The organism is Butyrivibrio sp. FCS014 (genome assembly GCF_000526935.1).
Taxonomy (GTDB): domain Bacteria; phylum Bacillota; class Clostridia; order Lachnospirales; family Lachnospiraceae; genus Butyrivibrio.
Genome location: NZ_JAHA01000007.1, coordinates 219,306 through 238,546, shown reverse-complemented (window position 1 = coordinate 238,546; position 19,241 = coordinate 219,306). Strand labels below are relative to the sequence as shown.

Here is a 19,241-nt window from a genome sequence, read left to right as displayed (position 1 = left end):
CTCTTTTTCCATTGTATTCCATTTGGAGGTTAAATCAAACGTTCTTGCGGCATATATAGAGCAGGTGGTTGGTGTTGCCCAAGAGCTCCCGCTTCTCGCAGAAGTGGAGGTACCAGTCAAACAGCTTGTCGAAGTCCTCGTCCGATACGGCAAAGTCCGCCCTGTGCTCAATGGGCTCAAGAAGGCCGTCCACACCGGTGGTGGTGATCCACGATATATCTTTTCCCGTAAAGAGCTGTTCAAACTCGGTGATGTCGTATCCGGTAAAGAGCTGCTCCTTGAAGTGACGGATGCCGTAGTCCCCGGTGAAGTTCTCCTCCTGGCCGGAAGCCCAGTTTGCGTAGAAATAGTTGGAGTACATTATGGCGTAGACCGATATGAAGGCGAAAAGCATGACGCCGCCGGGCTTGGTGACCCTGATGGCTTCGTCGATGGCTTTGTTCACCTCATCTTTTTCGTACAGGTGGTACAGCGGGCCAAAGACCAGGGTGACATCGAAGGTGTTGTCTGCAAGGTCCTTGAGGTTTGTGGCGTCGCCCTGAATGGCGCGGATATTGGGCAGTCCTTTGCTGTGGTCCCGGAGTACTTGAAGGTTCTTTTCCACAAGTTCTATGGAGGTTACGTCCATGCCTTCTTTGGCGAGGGCGATGGAGTATCTGCCGGTGCCGGCGCCGATCTCCAGGACCTTGGAGCCTTTGCCGGCGTATCTGTGGATGTAGTTCATGGTGGTGGCGTATTCGAGCCTGCCGTGGACCGACCTCTCAAGGCGGCCGTCCTCTTCGTACTGGGTGTAGAACTTGCTGACGATCTCTTCTCTTGTGGCTCCATCGGTGATCTGGTTTATTCTGGTAAAGTATTCCTTGTCGTTTTCGTGGTGGATGTAGGCGCCGTTTTTGACCTGGACGCGAAGGCTCGCGGGGTTGTCTTTGTTAACGGACATGTAGACTTCGTGGATGCACATCTGACGGGCTTTTTCCAGAGTCAGCTCAAGGCCTTTGGTGGCGTATCCCTTGCCGCGGTACTCCTTTGAAATGCAGTAGCCGATGTGGCCGGGGCCTTCCCTCAGGAAGTCATTCAGGCAGTGGCGAAGGTTGAAGACGCCAACGTAGGTGCCGCCGTCGGAGAGTACGTAGGTTGTGTCGGGTACGAAGCCCTCCGGCAGCTCTTTTCCCATGGACCAGTTGCGCTTCTTCTCGATCCACTGAAGGAACTGCTCGTAGTTGTAGCCGTAGACATTGTTCATGTAGCCGTTCTCGTTCTCCGGAAAGGTCATGTAGAGCTCGTAAGTTTTTCTGTAGTCTGAATCCTGTACCCTGATAAGTTCCATACTGTCTCCTCCTCGAAAAAAAGATATAAAAAGACTCATCGAACTCTTTCGGGCTCGATGAGGTTAAATACTTATTTAGAAAGATGGGGCGTTTTCTGAAAATTATTAGTTGATAGTATAGTTGACTGACAACTGTATGTCAACAGAAGAAGTCATGGGGACGGTTCTTTTGACTTGTAGTGAACAATAAGTCAAAAGAACCGTCCCCATGACTTCTCAGATAGCACCAAGGATTGTCCTGGCGTTATCTATACGCTCCTGAGTTGGAGATTCCACGCCTTCAAGGCGATAGGGAATTCCAAGCTCCTGATACTTGGGAACGCCCAGGGTGTGGTAAGGAAGAACCTCAACCTTTTCTACAGATGACAGTGTGTCTATGAACTCTCTTGTGCGGCGGAGGTACTCGTCGTTGTCGCTTCCGCCGGGAACCAGCACGTGTCGGATCCAGATAGGTATACCCATAGCCGATATCTCTTTTGCCATATCAAGGATATTGGCGTTGTCGACACCGGTAAGCTCCTTGTGAGCCTTAGCATCGATGTTCTTGATATCAAGAAGAACCGTGTCGGTAAGGCTCATCAGTTCTTTCCATTTGGAATAAAAAGGTTCTTCACGAGTGAAGGGCTCGCCGGCTGTGTCTATGCAGGTATTCACGCCGGCTGCTTTGGCTTTCCGGAACAGTTCCAGAAGAAAATCAATCTGGAGAAGGGGTTCGCCGCCGCTTACGGTGATACCGCCGCCATTTTTCCAGTAGGGTTTGAAGCGGAGTGCCTTCTTTAAAAGTTCGTCAGCCGTAAACTGCTGCCCCTCGCCTTCCTTCCAGGTCTCGGGGTTATGGCAAAAAGCGCATCGCATTCTGCAGCCGCTAAGGAATATGAGGTATCTGACGCCGGGTCCGTCCACGGCGCCAAAACTCTCCAGTTTATTTACATATCCTATAACTTCACTCATTAAAAAACTCCGATAAAACTAAATCCGAACTCCGGTAAAATACCGATAAAACCGGCCTATCAAAGTGCCTCGTGGCAGGTACGTGAGATTACGTCCAGCTGCTGCTCTCTTGTAAGGTCGATGAACTTAACTGCGTAACCTGAAACTCTGATGGTAAAGTTAGCGTACTCAGGCTTCTCGGGATGCTCCATAGCGTCGATGAGCTTCTCCTTGCCGAATACGTTGACGTTGAGGTGGTGTGCACCCTGGTCGAAGTAACCGTCAAGTACGTTTACAAGGTTGTTAACACGCTCCTCTTCTGTGTGTCCGAGAGCGCCGGGGTTGATGGTCTGTGTATTTGAGATTCCATCAAGGGCCTCTTCGTAAGGAAGCTTTGCAACAGAGTTAAGGGAAGCGATGAGGCCGTTTACCTCAGCTCCGTATGCAGGGTTAGCTCCGGGTGAAAGGGGCTCGCCTGCGGGACGTCCGTCGGGAAGAGCACCTGTAGCCTTACCGTAAACAACGTTTGATGTGATGGTAAGGATTGAGGTTGTGGGCTCTGAATCTCTGTAGGTGTGGATGTGACGAAGCTTGCCCATGAAGGTGCGAAGGAGCCAGATAGCAATCTCGTCTGCTCTGTCATCATCGTTACCGTAGCGAGGGAAGTCACCTTCGATCTCGAAGTCTTTGGTGATTCCGTTCTCATCACGGATAGCCTTAACCTTGGCATGCTTGATAGCGGAAAGTGAATCTACGCAGTGTGAGAAACCTGCAATACCTGTAGCAAATGAACGACGTACGTGTGTGTCGATGAGGGCCATCTGGCAAGCCTCATAGTAGTACTTGTCGTGCATGTAGTGGATCATGTTAAGTGTTCCAACATAGAGGTGTGCAAGCCAATCCATCATCTGATCGAACTTCTGCATAACCTCATCGTAGTCAAGGTACTCAGCTGTGATCGCCTTGTACTCGGGACCAACCTGCTCTCCGGACTTCTCATCAACACCGCCGTTGATAGCGTAGAGAAGGCACTTGGCCAGGTTAGCACGTGCGCCGAAGAACTGGAGCTCTTTTCCCGTCTCTGTTGCAGATACGCAGCAGCAGATTGAATAGTCATCACCCCATGTAACACGCATTACATCATCGTTCTCGTACTGGATTGAAGATGTTGTTACAGAGATCTTGGAAGCGTACTTCTTGAAGTTCTCAGGAAGACGGCTTGAGTACATAACTGTAAGGTTGGGCTCAGGTGAAGGTCCCATGTTCTCCAGTGTGTGGAGGAATCTGTAGCAGGTCTTTGTAACCTGGTGACGGCCATCCAGACCGATACCGCCAACCTCAAGAGTTGCCCATACGGGATCTCCGGAAAAGAGCTGGTTATAAGATTCAATTCTTGCGAACTTAACCATACGGCACTTCATTGTGAAGTGGTCGATGATCTCCTGTGCCTCTTCCTCTGTGATGATGCCCTTTGCAAGGTCACGGGTGAAGTAGATATCAAGGAATGTGGAAACACGGCCAACTGACATAGCAGCACCGTTCTGAGTCTTGATCGCTGCAAGGTAACCGAAGTAGAGCCACTGCACTGCCTCTTTTGCTGTAGCCGCAGGCTTGGAAATATCGATGCCGTAGATAGCAGCCATTTCCTTCATGCCCTTAAGAGCATTGATCTGATCTGTGATCTCCTCACGAAGCTGGAAGTCGTAGCGGCGCATACCCTGACGGGCTGTTGCTGCGAAATCTGCCTGCTTCTTCTCGATGAGGTAGTCGATACCGTAAAGAGCAACTCTTCTGTAGTCGCCGACGATACGTCCACGTCCGTAGGTATCGGGAAGACCTGTGAGGATCTTATTGTGGCGGGCCTTCTTCATCTCAGGTGTGTAGATGTCGAAAACGCCCTGGTTGTGTGTCTTGTGATATTTGGTAAAGATCTCGTGGAGTCTCTCGCTGGGCTCGTAGCCATACATTCTGCATGACTGCTCTGCCATTGTGATACCACCGAAGGGCATGAAAGCTCTTTTCAGCGGCTTGTCAGTCTGAAGGCCAACGATCTGCTCGAGATCTTTGGTTTCCTCTGAAATGTATCCTGCGCCATGTGATGTAAGAGAAGATACGATGTCTGTATCCATATCAAGGACGCCGCCCTTTGCACGCTCCTGTGCCTGAAGCTCCTGAAGCTTGCCCCAAAGAGTGTTGGTTGCTTCTGTAGGTTCTGCCAGGAAGGACTCATCTCCGTCATAAGGAGTGTAGTTGTTCTGGATGAAGTCACGCACGTCGATGTTGTCTTTCCAAACGCGACCTGTGAAGCCATCCCACTGTGTGAATTCGTGATTAGCCATTATAGTTCCCTTTCTAATAAAAAAATGTGGCGTAATATGTGTTGGCCGGTGATTTGCTAAAAATCCCAAATGGCCAGTACATACTATACCACATTGCTGTCAAAATATTAACAAAATAAATAAGAAGATTTATCATTTGTAAAAAAAGCCGAAAAGAGCCGGAAAATCGCGCCATTTATCGGTTTTTTCAACAAAATGGTCCCCGGGGACCACCAGGGACCACACGGTCCTTTATTCCTCCGGAATGCTGCCGTAGGCGGCGACGGCTTCGTCCACGGTCATGGTGCCGTTGCCGACAGCATAGATGGCTGCACGGAACTGTCTTACTGCCGGGTCAAGAAGGCCCGTCTCTTTGTCACTGAAGCTCCGATCATCCGGTATATCTGCGATCGCAGAATAGAGTTCGTCGGATGAGAAATCATCGGTGGGCGTGATAAGGCGCTTCAGTCCGGCCATGTTGTTAAGCTCTTTCTTACTGATAAGAAATCTCATGAACTCATTGGCCATGTCCAGATTCTTGCTGTTCTTGTTGACGGAGAAGCAGATGCTGATGGAATTGATGAAGTATCCGCCTTTGTCACCTGCAGGAGCGGTAAAGAATCTGTATTTGAAGGGGTTCGCTGTAAAGGCATCGGATTTGCTCTCTCTTTTGGCTGTTCCCGAAACCACATCACCTGCAGCCAGCATCATGGGCACATCGCCCTCAAAAAATCTCATGATGACCTGATCGTATTCGTCCGATATCTCCGCCTGGCACTTTGCAACATCGATACAGTCGGATTTAACAAATTCATCAAGCCTCTCCAGAGCAGGGCGCATCAGCTCTCCCGATCCGGGCTCGAAATTGTTAAGGGCGTCAATCTTATCATTGTTCTTTATTACATTGTAGGCATACATCGGATATACAAAGTTATTAAAAAGTCCCGATCCGCTGAACCTGTCTGTTCCCATGACGGGGGACTCATAGCCTGCTGCCTTAAGCTTCTCGCAAACTGTCATCAGCTCCTTGAAATTCGTTGGAACCTTAAGTCCCTCTTTTTCAAAGATATCCATGTTCACCAGCATTCCGTAGGAAGTGGTAAAAACCGGCAGCATCACAACATCTCCGGAATCCGTGGTCCTTATCAGCGAACTTCTGATGCAGGAATAATCGATACCAACGGACTCATCGGATAAAACCTCGCAGGCCGCAAACATGTCGTCGTACTTTTCATTTCCGATCATGGAACTTTTGGTGGTGAAAATATCCGGCGGCTCGCTGCCCACAAGAGCACTGGAAATGACATTGCCGTAATCATCCAGCGATACATACTGCAGACTTGCATTGGGATAGTATTCGTAGAAGCGCTCAAACTCTGCCTCAAGGGACTCAAAGTTGGAATAGTCGCCGGCAACAGTCAGCGAAAACTCGGTGTCCTTATCATACTTCGGAGTAAAAGGCACATCCGCGCTCTTCCCGCTGCCGCACCCCTGCAAAAGAAGCATCGAAGTCAATCCCAGTGTCAATAGCGTCCTTACGGTTTTTCTCATAAGCATTACCTCCGATCAAAGGTTATCATTATCAGCATCCGGCTCATGCCGCCTATCCAGGGGTTCCAGAGCCCCTGCCAGCTGTCTGTACTCTGAAAGCAGCTTCGCAAGCTCTTTTCCCAGAGTCTGTGTATCGCCGTCATTTCCGGCTTTCTCAAGCCTTGCGGCCAGTTCTCCAAGCTCCAGTGCGCCGATGGAACGGGACGAACTCTTCAGGGCATGAATCTTAATGGTAATATTCTTTAAATCTCCTTCTGCCCAGTATTTTTCGATCTCTTTGGCCTTCTTTTCCGCGCTGTCCAGATACATTCTTAAGGTCTCCACGTAGTCCTCGGCATCGCCGCAGTAGTTGAGGCCTGCGTTAAGATCCAGCGCCTTAATATGGAAAAGAAATTCCGGAAGCGCCAGCTCGTCTTCGCCATCCGCAGCAGCATCAACGGCACCATCAGAAACAGAGCTGCCGCTTTCGCCGGGGCCACCCAAAGCATCACCTTCGCCATCCCCGTCAGCCGACATGGTCACCTTATCCTTTGGCAGATACTGCAGAAGCATGGATTCCAGCTTCTCCACATCGATGGGCTTTGTGAGATAGTCGTCAAATCCCGCATTTGTGTACATTTCACGCATACCGGATATGGCATTGGCGGTAAGACAGATCACCGGAGTCAATATATTAGAAGTATCGGTCATTGTCTTCATCTCCTTTAGGGTCTCTATACCGTCTTTATCCGGCATCATATGATCCAGGAAGATGACATCATAGTGCTTCTTAGTAAAAAGAGCTATGCCCTCATCACCACTCTGTGCAGTATCGATCTGAAGTCCTGTGCGCTTTAGCAGGTTCACAAACACCGTAAGATTGACAGCTGTGTCATCAACCACAAGTACTCTTGCGTCAGGTGCCGTGAACTTCTCCCGGTAATTCTTGCGCTCCCGGAGCGAATTTCTGAAAGCCTCCTCAAAGTCTCCTATAGGATCCCAGCTGACAACCTTCTGCTCCAGCTCAAAGGAAAAAACGGAGCCCTTGCCGTATTCGCTCTCGACCTCAAGACGACTCCCCATCATATCCAGAAACCGCTGGGTGATCGCCATACCAAGGCCGGTACCCTCGATATTTCTGTTCTTCTTTTCCTCAATACGCTCAAAAGCAACGAACAATCGGCCAAGGTCTTCCGGTTTTATGCCTATGCCGGTGTCTGCAACGCTGACCCTTAGCCTTACTGTATCCGGCTTATCCTGAAGCCTGTCTGCATGGATTGACAGGGTTACCGATCCCTGATTGGTGTATTTTACGGCGTTTGAAAGAATGTTGATGATGACCTGCTTGATCCTGATCTCGTCTCCGTTAAGGGTCGAGGGTATGTTTTTGTCTATATCGGGGGTAAAGGCAAGGCCCTTGTCCTCTGCCTTCTTTTGCACCATGTTTACAAGGTCATTGAGAAGGGAAGCAAAGCTGTAATCCACGTTGATCAGCTCCATCTTTCCGGCTTCTATCTTGGAGAAATCCAGAATGTCATTGATGATGCCAAGAAGCGTATTGCCCGCAGACCTTATGCTCTCAGAATACATTCTGATACTGTCATCTCCTGACTCCCTGAGAACCATCTCATTAAGGCCCAGTATGGCATTCATGGGAGTACGGATGTCATGGGACATGGTGGAGAGGAAATAGGACTTGGCCTCGTTGGCCTGATTGGCCTGCTGGGCAGCCTCAGATAGCCGGTGATTATAATTCATCATTACAGAGGAATTGAATATCAAAAGAGCCAGAAAGCCAAGGGACGCTATCCCAAGAAGCAGCCAGTCTATCTGGCGGTTAGCCACCAGGTCTTTTGCCGGAATATAAGCAAGAAGGACCCACGTAGACATAGTCTCCAGGGGTGTGTAAGACAAAATGCAGTCCTCACCCTTGAAGTTCCTGATTGCCATGCTGCCTGTGCCGGTCGCTATCTCTTTTGTCACACTCTGATATTCATCCGCTGTAGCGGTATTGTAGGACTTGTAATACTCAAAGAAATTGCTGTTCTTAAAGGATTTGCCGTGGACCACATAATTGCCGTCCCTGTCGATGATGCTTATCTCCACATTCTCGTACTCGCCCTTGAGGAAAACAAGCTTCTGCTCGAGACTGCTTATGGGAACAACGCGCATCAGGAGCCCGTTGTGCTGCCCGCCTTCGTCATCAAGAACAGTCACATAGTTAAAAAAACCAATGGACTGAACACCGTTCAGGGGATTTGTGTAGGCACGCGTAATATTGACAGCACCGGTGGAATCAGCCTCGTCGTTGATGGTGTCAAAGATTTTTATATTCTTGTAGGAAACATTATAGACGTCGGGATCGGATACTTTGGAATTGGTTGAGATTCCTTCCCTGTTCGGAGTATCAGCAAGGATCAGGTGTGCCTGGATCTCGGGAGTTGTCTTGGCCTTCCTTATATAGGCTATAGCCTCATCTAGGGTCATGGTAGCGCCTTCCTGCGCAGAATGATTGATATACTCCGCCCATGTATCGCAAAGATGCTGCTCATCCTCAAGGTAGTTGGCAATAATCTGATTGGTGGTCACGGTCATCTTTTCAAAGGCGATGATCTCGTTTTTGTTGCTCTCCGTAGCCTTTGTATTCGCATACCCGATGATGAGGATCAGAATGAAACCCATTATCAAAAGATTTATTGTTATTATCAGCCCTCGTTTCACCCTCTGCCCTCCGGTTTGCAGTAAAATAAAACGGCATGGTGTTAACAATATAATATCACAAAATGTGCACCAAACCGTTTTCAAGGCAGAAAGGTTATACTTTTTTCAGATTATCCGGATCTTTTCCCTTATGCGCAAATATCAGGCGGTAAACTATATTTTCTCTCGTTTTAAACTAATACGGAAATCTTTCTAAAATTTTCATTAATGTTAATGTCTATACGCTTTTATTAGTGTAAAATTTTGTTGTATAGTGACAATTTGCACATGTCGGAATATTCTCGCAGGAGGGAATATGCAATCAGAATTAGTAATCAAAGAAAACGAATTGCTCGATCCATCGAATTATCCTGAAGAACAGCGCAGTCTGGTTGAAGATTTTAATGCCCGGATCAGTCGTCTGACCGGTATCATTACAGGAATCGGAAAAGAGTATCATACGATCTGGGTCGTAAATTCCAATACAAAGAAGATGTATCTGTACCGCTCCACCGGAGAGAATACCAATCGTTATGCGGTGGAACTGGGACTACGGTTTGATAATTATGACCGTTTTATCGAAGAATACGTAGACCGCTACGTAGTAAACAGCATTGAGAGCATCCAGCGTGATGTGAAAATGGATGTGGTATTTTCAAGGGTCAAAGACGGAGATGTGTTTACCCTTGATTATATGCGTCTTAGTGATGACGGGAATATGTCCTATCATCAGATGGCATTCGCGCTTGCCGGGCAGCCCGGAGAAACTGATGATTTTATCCTGGCATTCAGGGACATTGATAAATCCATTCGCAAGCATATCGACGATAAGCGCTATTTAAGGGAACAGCTGGATATCGTGGAGACCTTAAGCCGCGACTACTACAATATCTTCAAGATCAATCCCAAGACAGGTGATGTGGTGATCTTAAAACTTGACGGCTATGTCACAAAAGGTATGGAAGGTGCCGGTGATAAGGTATATCCCTACGACGTACTTTATAAACAATACGTGAAGGATCGCGTGTATTCCGAGGATCAGGAGTGGATGTATGATGCCATCTCTCTGGCCACCATCAACAGCAAACTTGCAGAGAATTCGGAGTACGTTTCCAGTTACCGTGTCATGGATAAAGGCGAGGTCCACTATTATCAGTTCACATATATCCTCATCAACGCCAATATTCCCAACAGCGATATGCTGGCCGGTTTCAAAAACGTAGACGACATTGTGGCATCGGCAAAAGAGCGCCAGAATCTTGAGATCCTTGCCAGCACCGATATGATGACCGGTATTCTGAACCGTGGCAGCGGCGAACGGAAAGTTATCGATGCCATGGCAAACAATAAAGCGGGAATGCTCTGCCTTCTGGATGTCGACAAGTTTAAGGAGATCAACGACGAATTAGGGCACAGCGTGGGCGATAAGGTACTTCGCAAAATTGCAGATGTGCTTAAGATCACCTTCAGGGATGAAGATATCATCTTCCGTCTGGGCGGTGATGAGTATGCCGTATATGTTATGAATCTTAATGACGAAGAGTCCGGCAGAGTTGTAATGGACCGGCTCTTTAAAGAAATTGCCAAGATGGATATTCCGGAACTTGAGGGCAAAAAAATATGTGTCAGCGCCGGTGCCGTGTTCTTTATAGGCAGTGAGAAGCGCTCCTTTGAAGAGCTCTACAAACTGGCGGACAGCGGTGTATATGAGAGTAAAAAGATAGATGGAAGCGCCTTGAATTTCCGGTAAGCAAAAGGACATGCCGCATCCGGAGAATCTGATAGCAAGGTTTTTTAATTATGGACACTAATTATTTCTATTTTGACGAAAACAACAAGGAAACCAAAAAACTCACCCAGCAGGAATACCGTCAGCTCCATGACGGAAACTATGCTGCGGCTCAGACACAGGAAGATAAGAATTTAGCCAGTCTGGACTATTTTCATGGAATCCGTGCCAAAACAAATGCCATTCTTCCTCAAAAACTGGAAATGGAGTTTGTTGCAGGCAAGACCTATAAGGACAAACTGACTCCTGAACAAAGGCTGCATAGTTTTAATAATCCGCAGTCCGAGATATACAAAAAGAATGAAAACGCCCAGAGAATTCTGGATGCACAGGAAGGTATTCCGATTCAGGCAGATAAGCTCTGCGCTTCAATGGCCAAAAAGCGCCGCGTCTCAAAGAACGATCTTAAGCCCATTGCACTTCTTTACGGTAAAAGTAAGACCAAAAACACTTCCCTGACCAACGCATGGCTGAACAGAACAGCAGATCCAAAGCAAATGCTTAAGGAAGTGTTAAATGCATTTCTGGGTATTTCTTTTGATAATCTTGACCTTTCCACAGATAAAAAACTTTCAAAGAATGCTCCGTTCCTGGAATCTCTTTGCATTCAATACGATTCGATCATAGGGATCCTTACGGATTACAGGGATATTTATAATCAACTGAATGATGAATCAAAGGCGATGGTCGAGAAAAAGATAGGCGAAGCAGGCGGCCTTGTAAATTACTATCGTCTCATGAAGGTTGTTCTGACCAACCCTTATTATCTGACCCACGAAAACAGAGAGCTTTCAGTTAATGCAGGGCCGGGCGACTCTGCAGAAAAGCGCAGACTGAAAAGCCAGCTTTGGCTCGCCAAAGGCGGCTTGAAGGCCCTGACCGAATACGGTGTTAATGAGCTGAATAAAAATCTCGAAAAACTATGCGGCAATCTGCAGACAAGTATAGTTACCGATGAGCAGCTCAAAGTGCAGGACAAACTCATAGAGCGTGACGAGGAAATCCGGCAATATGGCCTTTCAAAGCATTTAGATAAGGTTGATAAAAACAAGCCAATCGGGGAACAGCTCGGGAAGAACGAGAAAACTCTTTTCCATCGGGCAAGGAAAGGTATCAGACCTCTTGAACTTCCGGACAAAGTGGAACAGGCCGGAAGCTCTGTTACATCGATTCTTGATCAGCTGCAGTTTATAGAAAGTTTTACCGCAGATAAGATCGATCACAAAAACTTCTACTATCTGGAGCACAATTACAGGGATATTGCAGTCGTGGATCAGGTGGTAAGTTTAAGTGCGCCTCTTATCGAATTGAAGAAGGCAGTTCTGTCTGTTTGCAATATCACTGCAGACGGCTTTATGAAGACCTCCAAAATTACTGCAGCAAAGCGCAAGGAAGCACAGCTTAAGTATGAATCTGCCCTTTCAGCCTATAAATCCGGTATGCGTATGGTGGATAAACTCCGCAACGGTAAACTAATGCCGGAAAACGCCTCTGCTATGACAGCGCTTGTAAAAGAATCAAATAAGGCAGGCCGCAGCGATCTTAAGTTAAAAGACAAGGTAACTGAGAAGGAAAAAGAAGCTGTTCGTGAGAAGATCAAGGACATGATGCTGACTCTGTCAGGCGATAAGTTCTCTGATTATTCGATCTATGATAATGCCCAAAAAATCATGCAGCTCAATGTTGAGCGGCAGACTATCCTTGGCGATGCAGATGAGTTTTTCAATTTCAAAAGCGTTGCTTTTCAGGCTGAGTATTTATGGATAAGCAGAAGGCGAAAAGATGTTGAAGAAGCTCTCACGCAAAAAGAGCTTACTGATAAAGAGATAAATGATCTGCAAACTGAAGTGAAGGAACTTGTTCCCCTTATCGAAAAGAAGGGGGAACTTCAGGCTACAGTATTAAATGCACAGGATAGGCTGCAGAGAATGCGCTTAGGCGTTGAAAAGGACAATCGTAACCTGGATGATCTGAAGGCCACGGCATCACATTATCTTTTCCAGGAGGAATGGGCCAGAAATTCCAACAGAAAGCAGGATAGCTGGAAGAAACAATTCGTAAGAAGTTTCTATTCCGGAATCACAAGGTTCTTCGGCTGGATCTTCAGTAAGCCCAAAACCAATGACCATGGCAAAGTCAGGTATCAGGAGTCCAAAAACAAGCTAAGTCAGCTTCCTGACGGTATTGAAGCCTTCGGAAATCAGGGCGTTTCACATACCATAACCCACGGAGACGGAACCGTAGCTCCTGTTGTAGAACTGAATAAGTATTTCAAAGATCCAATGAAGACGGCATTGGCTGATCATTATGCCGGCATCCGCCAGCACATGGCCGATAATGAAGATTATCCCCCGTACCTTAAGGAGGCGGTAGAAGCTCTTTCTCACTATACGAAGGTCCGTGGTATTGTCAACAGCGATACCTTTGAAATGGAACATGCATTTCTTGACACCTTCAGATCCGGAACCGAACAGATGATGTCAGATATCAAAACCATGGCAAAATATCCGGATCTATGCAACACCATCATGAAAGCCTACAAGGATCTGGGCAAACTGGGTAATGGTAATCTCTCCAGTTTCATGAAGGATGAGGAACTTCGGCTCGTAAGGGAGTCCAAATCCATTTACACCAAAGATACTTACACAGGCAGCGACATGAAGGAAAGTAACATGCAGTTTCTGCCTCTTTTCCCGCATGAGCCCAATCTTAATGATATTAAGCAGGGAATTACCGGGGATTGTTATCTGCTGTCAGCTGTACAGAAGGTTGTGTTTGACAACCCGCAGGCAATCAGGGATATGTTTCATGATCTTGGAGACGGGAATGTCGTTGTAAGGTTTTATGCGCCATTTGGTAAAGTGACTGATTCTAATGGCATTGAGGCATTTAGAAGGATAGATGACTCGGAGAAAATAAATAATTACAACCTGCGGCCTGTTTATGTAAAAGTCAGAAAGCAATATGCCACGGGCGATGCACAGAATACTGACTCAATGTGGGTGCAGCTTCTGGAAAAAGCCTATGCTGCAGCAGGATTTAACGCCGGGGTCGCTGAGATTGCTGAAGACGGTGAGCTTCTTAACATGAATAAAGAGCTTACGGATGGTAAAACAAGAGCTGCTCTTGCCCAGCTGACCGGTGAAAAATATCAAACGACCTACACCAGCAAGATGGCCACAATAACCATGGAGCAATCGGAAATCGAACGCAATACAAAGCGCAAGACTATGCAGATAGCTCTTTTGACCAGAGGAATTGACGCAAAAGTCGGCAGCATGATTTACTTCCATTTACAGGCTCTCAAAAAGCAGGCGATAGAAAGCGGAGAACTTGATGTCAACTTTGAAGAGAAAATAATACGTGAAGCAGTACGCAAAACTTTAACCGAATTTACTACCAATAAGGAAATGGAAGACTTTGAGGACAAGATGGCTAAGCTAAAGGCCACAGGAGGACTGACAGACAAAGATGTAAATGCATTCATCAGTACCATAAAAAAGCGTTATGACAAGAGTGAAGAAAGAATAAAAGCTCTTACCAACACCATTATCAGGAACATAAAAACTCCCGGCGAAAAGGTGAGCAAGGTCCCTCAAGGCTATATGTCTCTTAAAACCATTAACAAAGAGCTCGATAAGCTTTTGAAGCCCAAAAACGCCGGGGAACAGGCTAAAGGGGAACAGGAATCCCTTAAGAAGAAAGTCGATAACATAATCAATATGAAGACTAAACTGATCAATGATCTTGGACCCAACGATGAAGATCAGAACAAGGCTTTGCAGAATTCAGTCAAGAACTATATGATGCTCAATCCCGGCAACATCTATACTCAGGACGAACTGGCCATCCTTCGGCTTGTGAGAGAAGAGACCGGGAAAGGCCGGGCTTTGGCCATTGAAAACGATGGCCACTGCATGAGTGCCCTCGATACGAAACTGCACAACGGGAAGTGGTTTGTTCTTATAAGGGATCCATTCAATGTTTTCAGGGAAGAATATAAGACCGTAAACGGACAGATAGAAAAGTCCGAATATGCCCTCGGATCTACGCTCACTCAGCATTTTAAGATTCGAAATCTTTCCCGGGATCTGAAACAGGGGTTCCTGGGCACCTGCTGGTGGGAGCTCAAAGATGCCGCCAAGGCTATTAAGGAAGTCCACACAAAGGTGGAAGAAGAAAAATGGTGAAAAAGAGAGCCCGACCTTCACGGCCGGGCTTTCTAAATTCACTGAAGGAAGCTATATTTCAGCGCAAAAAATCATCCTTGGTAAAAATGGGTATAATGTCAATTTCAGCTTCATCATAAGGATGTATCTTTTTAATCTGTTCTACTATCCGTTTGACATCCTCTCTCTTACATACTAATTCTAATCTTACTTCATCCTCGAAACTTCTTTTATTCTTTTCTCCAATGTATGGATTTGCCTCCCCTATAGGCATCCATGTTGATCTGACATTTGACCATGACACACAATTATAGTAATTGCCTATTTTATTAAGGTTTTGATCAAGTAATCTTTCGATAATTTGATTGGAGTCGCTTTTCGGAATATAAACGACGATTTTGTAGTTTTCAAACATTTCAAATAAATTATTATCCATGTTGAGTTACCTCTTTTATCCACCCCAAATAATCTTCTGTCCCATCGCTTATATCGACTTTAATCACTTCCGGAACATCATACGGGTGTAACTGAACAATTTTCTCCTTTAGATTCTCATACAAGTCGTCTCTTGTCTTAAATAACACCAGAACTTCTGAATCCTTGCATACCTTGCCATCCCAGAAGTATCTGCTTTTGATGGGAATGTACTGTATACATGCTGCAAGTTTATTCTTTATGATCTCTTCAGAAATCTTATCAGCCTGTTCTTCTGATTCAAATGTTGTTAGTACTATGCAAAAAGTTTCCTCATTCTTCATTTCTATTTGTCCCCTCCAAAATCCATTGTCCAAATGATACACTCGTATTTATGATTGGAAAGCACAATATCTCAGGGCAATCATACGAATGATGTTCTAATATGTATCTTTCCACCTCTTCATAAAGCAAACCTCTGGTAAAACATAACAGTTCGAATTCATTTTCATCGCATATTTCACCCTCCCATCTATAAACTGCCCTATGCTCTTTGATTTGTCCGGAAACTATTAATCCGTTTGCCAATAGCATCTTTACCATGTTATAAGCTTCTTCTTCTGATTCAAAAGAGGTTTTAATCATCACATACTCATATAAAACCAATCTTTCTTTTATACGTCCTGCGTTGATTGCTTCCTTTTGTTCACTGGGAAATGGATTATCTTTAATGCTCTCGCTTCCAAGAAAAGCCAATCTTTCAACTTCATCAGGCAATGTATCATAGGGATATTCTATTTTTTTAATCAGTGAATAGGAAAAAGCATAGTTCTCAATTTTATCAACTGTTCCACTAAAACTTATGCACTTTAATTGAGAGTTTGAAAATGAGTATCTCCCAATCACACGAACCGTACCGGGAATTACGTAATACCCGCGTTTAGAAGCCGGACATTTTATAAGTCTTTCACATGCTTTGTCAAATAAAACACCATCTATAGACATAAATGAAGCATTATCAGAGGCAACACTTATGTTTTCGAGAGATGTACACTCCTCGAATGCTGTTACGTCTACATTAGCGATTTTCGATGAAAAACTAATTTGCTTTATTGAATTACAGAACGCAAAGGCCTGTTCTTCTATTTGTTCCAATTCGTCGGGCAGCTTTATACTTTTTAAGTGCTGACATCTATAAAATACCCTCTTCTTCAGAACCTTGATTTTTGGTGGAAGTTCAATATAGTCTAATTGATTACAGCGTTGAAATGCACTTTTTTCAATCACCTCTAATGTGTCACAAAATGCTACCGATTTAATCAAGGTACAATTACTAAAAGCATTTTCAGCAATAGTAGTAACCCCATCAGGTATCGTGATATGCAATGACTGTTTTAGACATTTGACAAGAACATTTCCTTCAATTTCAAAATCATCATCCTTGCTATATACCGCATCCTTACTAAGAAAACGGGTTATCAGTTTTTTTAGATGATCACTGTTCTTATAATCAAACCTTGGTAGTCCATTAAACTTCGTTATATCAATTATAGCTTCCGGAATATTATCAGGAAATGCCATTAATTCGCCCAGAAATAAGGGGACTATATTTTTCTTATGTGTAAGGGCGTCTTTTACTTCTCGCAAAATCCAATCATCTTCATTAACGCACCTGTCAAAAGTATTTTCTCTTACAAGAAGGATGAAATTATTACAGTTCTCTATAGCAACTCGTATATCCTCACTATAATCTCCATTTTCCAGACTGTTATAATCCCAAAAAACCTTTATCCCACAACGTGTAAGCTCTTCATATATACCTGATGCATATTGTTTGTCATCTCTTCGATAACTCAGAAAAACATCATATATCTGCATATAGGTCTTCCTTAAGATAAATCATAAAAAGTACAAGCTTTACTACAACACAAAGTCTTTTTCCATACGGATGCTACTGCTTAAATTATAGCAATCACATAAGAAATCGTAAATTTTATCATTAAGCATCCATCGCAACATGCATCAAATTTACAGACCAAGTTCCTTACATAGGGCGTCGTATCGCTTCTGCTCTTTTTCTTTTACAGGCTTTGATGCATCCTTGAAACAATGATCGATAACGTCGGCGTCCTTGAGCAGTTCATCCATAGGGCCGTCTATCGCAGCCTTATCATCGTGGTGGTAGATTGCCGAGCAGATGATATCAGTCTCCTCCTGAGTAGTGAGCTCCAGCTTTCCGAGTATCTTTCGGGCAAGCTCCGCCCCAAGATGCGCATGATCGTCATACGAACCGGTCTTATAAGCATGCATGTCATGAAGCATTCCGGCCATAGCGGCAAGCTCGCTATCAAGCCCTCTCTTTTTGGCCAGAATCTGCGCAGCCAGTGACACACCATACAAATGAGCCGCTGCGCTGATGCGCTTATCTTCATCTTCAATCTTGTTAAGTTTCTTGTCTACGTAAACTCTCAGTTCTTTTAACCGACTCACTGGGTTCACCTCCTCTTAAAGATGCTCCATGAAAATCATTGGATGCGCAGTGCAGAACGGAGTTTCGGCCATATACATCCCAAGAGTGTCGTCATTGTCATCCATGAGAACCACTGATTCCGGTGGAATATCCGGAAACAGCTCTTTTACCTTGTTCATGACAATCTGCGGCTTCTCTTTGGCTTCAAGAGCATAAAAGCAGTGCGATGCAGGAATGCCATAAAGCTTCTCCACCATCTCTGACTTCCAGGCTTCATGGCCGTGCGGCTCTCTGGATATGCAAAAGAGTCTGTTAACATCATGGCCACTGATATAGTCGTAAAGCGGCTTAAGCCTCTTACAGTCAGCATAGATATTTACATCCCGAAACTCCGGTGTGCCATCCAGCTCATGGTGCGCGTGGTGTTTGCCGTAATTGTAGCTGGTAAGTGTCCCATCGATATCGAAGAACACGACCGTGTCAGGTTTGTGCAGTATTTCCCAAATGTCGCTCATTGTCCCGGTCCTTCTTCTGCCTATTACTTTTTGAACAAACTGCCTGCCAGGTTCTTGAGATCGCCAAGATCAAGTTTTCCATCGGCTACTGCTGCCTGAACTTTCTTGATATCGTCTTCGGAAACGTCAATGTTGGCTTTCTTGAGAAGCTCCACTCCCTGCTTAGGATCAGCCTTTGCGATCTGCGCCATAAGCTCTTTGTTTCCATTGATTTTTTTGATGATTTCAGCAATGTCTCCCATTTTGTACCTCCTCCAAAGTTAATTGTCATATCAAATAGATTATACCACTTAACCGTCTATATAAATTGCTCAAAGGTTTCTGTCTGACGCCAGCAGAATACAGTTCCACCCCATAGGGCAGTTAATTATTCTGGTATTTTTAAAGATATTCTTCAGCACCGCCTGAGTCAGGTGGGTCTGCATTGATATGACGTCAGGTTTTTCATTGATCATGTTTAGTGCAAGTATGCCTTCGCCGCTCAATATCTGCTTAGTCAGCTTTAATACTCCCTCGGAAAAGAGCTCTCGCGGCGGCCTGTTTCCGTTGAATGCATCGAAGACAATGAAGTCGTACTGTTTCAGCCCTTTTCCGTTTAATATCGTTGCGTTTGCTGTTGCTGTCTTGGATATGAATTCCGCGCCGTCAGCGATGCGAATCTTTACTCTCTCATCCTCTTCAAAAAAGAAATACTTCTTAGCAAGATCGATAAACCTGCTGTCCTTCTCGACCACATCTATATGTCCTTCCGGGATACAGTTTAGATAATACCTGGGAAAAGACATACCGCCACCACCGATAAGCAGCGCATTCCTGATTCCCTCATGGAAAAGAGCCAGCTCTTTTAAGGTCTGCATATAGAAAAACAGCGGATCACTGTCCATGCCCTGATCCAGGTAAATTCCGGATTCCCGGATGTCATCAACGTAAAGGACTCTGACAGGCCGCCTGTTTTCCATGGCATCTTTGATGGAAATAAGACCGTCTTCCGATCTGTAGATGGTCTTGGGGCTGATATAAAGCCGAAGCTTGTTTAACAGGGAAATATCTGATATTGTCGCCATGTTCTCCGGGTCCTT

The 19,241-nt window shown here is 45.4% G+C and carries 14 protein-coding genes; 2 read left to right on the top strand and 12 right to left on the bottom strand.

What is annotated here, in order from left to right:
* Positions 1-34 precede the first annotated feature (34 nt).
* The 5 genes from T456_RS19460 to T456_RS22760 form a co-directional block, all read right to left on the bottom strand.
* Positions 35-1,327 (bottom strand): GNAT family N-acetyltransferase, encoded by a 1,293-nt coding sequence (locus T456_RS19460; protein WP_035801477.1) that lies wholly within the window; start codon positions 1,325-1,327, stop codon positions 35-37.
* 216 nt (positions 1,328-1,543) lie between these two features.
* Positions 1,544-2,278: a pyruvate formate-lyase-activating protein gene (gene pflA, locus T456_RS0107515; protein ID WP_024865595.1), complete on the bottom strand. Its 735-nt coding sequence runs from the start codon at positions 2,276-2,278 to the stop codon at positions 1,544-1,546.
* Between the two features lie 59 nt (positions 2,279-2,337).
* Positions 2,338-4,596, bottom strand: coding sequence for a formate C-acetyltransferase (pflB, locus tag T456_RS0107510; RefSeq protein WP_024865594.1), 2,259 nt, complete (start codon positions 4,594-4,596; stop codon positions 2,338-2,340).
* Between the two features lie 231 nt (positions 4,597-4,827).
* Complete coding sequence (locus T456_RS19455; protein WP_035801476.1) at positions 4,828-6,126, bottom strand: ABC transporter substrate-binding protein; 1,299 nt, start codon at positions 6,124-6,126, stop codon at positions 4,828-4,830.
* A 15-nt stretch (positions 6,127-6,141) separates the two neighbouring features.
* Positions 6,142-8,826 (bottom strand): ATP-binding protein, encoded by a 2,685-nt coding sequence (locus tag T456_RS22760; RefSeq protein ID WP_197026868.1) that lies wholly within the window; start codon positions 8,824-8,826, stop codon positions 6,142-6,144.
* Positions 8,827-9,121: 295 nt separating this feature from the next.
* Between T456_RS22760 and T456_RS21150 the strand changes: the two genes are divergently transcribed.
* Positions 9,122-10,555 (top strand): GGDEF domain-containing protein, encoded by a 1,434-nt coding sequence (locus tag T456_RS21150; protein ID WP_024865593.1) that lies wholly within the window; start codon positions 9,122-9,124, stop codon positions 10,553-10,555.
* 50 nt (positions 10,556-10,605) lie between these two features.
* A complete protein-coding gene (locus T456_RS0107495; protein WP_024865592.1) occupies positions 10,606-14,784 on the top strand; it encodes a C2 family cysteine protease in 4,179 nt (1,392 codons plus the stop codon).
* Between the two features lie 58 nt (positions 14,785-14,842).
* Here T456_RS0107495 and T456_RS0107490 read toward each other — a convergent pair whose 3' ends face one another.
* From T456_RS0107490 to T456_RS0107460, 7 genes are all read right to left on the bottom strand, one after another.
* Complete coding sequence (locus T456_RS0107490) at positions 14,843-15,199, bottom strand: divalent cation tolerance protein CutA (RefSeq protein ID WP_024865591.1); 357 nt, start codon at positions 15,197-15,199, stop codon at positions 14,843-14,845.
* Positions 15,192-15,521: a divalent-cation tolerance protein CutA gene (gene cutA / locus T456_RS0107485; protein WP_024865590.1), complete on the bottom strand. Its 330-nt coding sequence runs from the start codon at positions 15,519-15,521 to the stop codon at positions 15,192-15,194. The genes T456_RS0107490 and cutA (T456_RS0107485) overlap by 8 nt, the downstream gene beginning before the upstream one ends.
* Entirely contained in the window at positions 15,511-17,055 is a 1,545-nt protein-coding gene (gene cutA / locus T456_RS0107480; protein ID WP_024865589.1) for a divalent cation tolerance protein CutA, read from the bottom strand. Before cutA (T456_RS0107480) ends, cutA (T456_RS0107485) begins: the two co-directional genes overlap by 11 nt.
* A 150-nt stretch (positions 17,056-17,205) precedes the next feature.
* On the bottom strand, positions 17,206-17,667 hold the full coding sequence (locus tag T456_RS0107475; RefSeq protein ID WP_024865588.1) for an HD domain-containing protein: 462 nt from the start codon (positions 17,665-17,667) through the stop codon (positions 17,206-17,208).
* Between the two features lie 15 nt (positions 17,668-17,682).
* The gene (locus T456_RS0107470; RefSeq protein WP_024865587.1) at positions 17,683-18,162 is read right to left on the bottom strand and encodes a hypothetical protein; all 480 of its coding nucleotides are present in this window, start codon (positions 18,160-18,162) and stop codon (positions 17,683-17,685) included.
* A gap of 23 nt (positions 18,163-18,185) precedes the next feature.
* Positions 18,186-18,404, bottom strand: coding sequence for a hypothetical protein (locus T456_RS0107465; protein WP_024865586.1), 219 nt, complete (start codon positions 18,402-18,404; stop codon positions 18,186-18,188).
* A 69-nt stretch (positions 18,405-18,473) separates the two neighbouring features.
* The gene (locus tag T456_RS0107460; protein WP_155838040.1) at positions 18,474-19,226 is read right to left on the bottom strand and encodes a spermidine synthase; all 753 of its coding nucleotides are present in this window, start codon (positions 19,224-19,226) and stop codon (positions 18,474-18,476) included.
* Between the last annotated feature and the right edge of the window lie 15 nt (positions 19,227-19,241).

What these genes read in the sequence shown, in the direction of transcription:
- T456_RS19460 (WP_035801477.1), bottom strand. Translation starts at nt 1,327, where the DNA reads ATGGAACTTATCAGGGTACAGGATTCAGACTACAGAAAAACTTACGAG.
- pflA (WP_024865595.1), bottom strand. Translation starts at nt 2,278, where the DNA reads ATGAGTGAAGTTATAGGATATGTAAATAAACTGGAGAGTTTTGGCGCC.
- pflB (WP_024865594.1), bottom strand. Translation starts at nt 4,596, where the DNA reads ATGGCTAATCACGAATTCACACAGTGGGATGGCTTCACAGGTCGCGTT.
- T456_RS19455 (WP_035801476.1), bottom strand. Translation starts at nt 6,126, where the DNA reads ATGAGAAAAACCGTAAGGACGCTATTGACACTGGGATTGACTTCGATG.
- T456_RS21150 (WP_024865593.1), top strand. Translation starts at nt 9,122, where the DNA reads ATGCAATCAGAATTAGTAATCAAAGAAAACGAATTGCTCGATCCATCG.
- T456_RS0107495 (WP_024865592.1), top strand. Translation starts at nt 10,606, where the DNA reads ATGGACACTAATTATTTCTATTTTGACGAAAACAACAAGGAAACCAAA.
- T456_RS0107490 (WP_024865591.1), bottom strand. Translation starts at nt 15,199, where the DNA reads ATGGATAATAATTTATTTGAAATGTTTGAAAACTACAAAATCGTCGTT.
- cutA (WP_024865590.1), bottom strand. Translation starts at nt 15,521, where the DNA reads ATGAAGAATGAGGAAACTTTTTGCATAGTACTAACAACATTTGAATCA.
- cutA (WP_024865589.1), bottom strand. Translation starts at nt 17,055, where the DNA reads ATGCAGATATATGATGTTTTTCTGAGTTATCGAAGAGATGACAAACAA.
- T456_RS0107470 (WP_024865587.1), bottom strand. Translation starts at nt 18,162, where the DNA reads ATGAGCGACATTTGGGAAATACTGCACAAACCTGACACGGTCGTGTTC.
- T456_RS0107465 (WP_024865586.1), bottom strand. Translation starts at nt 18,404, where the DNA reads ATGGGAGACATTGCTGAAATCATCAAAAAAATCAATGGAAACAAAGAG.
- T456_RS0107460 (WP_155838040.1), bottom strand. Translation starts at nt 19,226, where the DNA reads ATGGCGACAATATCAGATATTTCCCTGTTAAACAAGCTTCGGCTTTAT.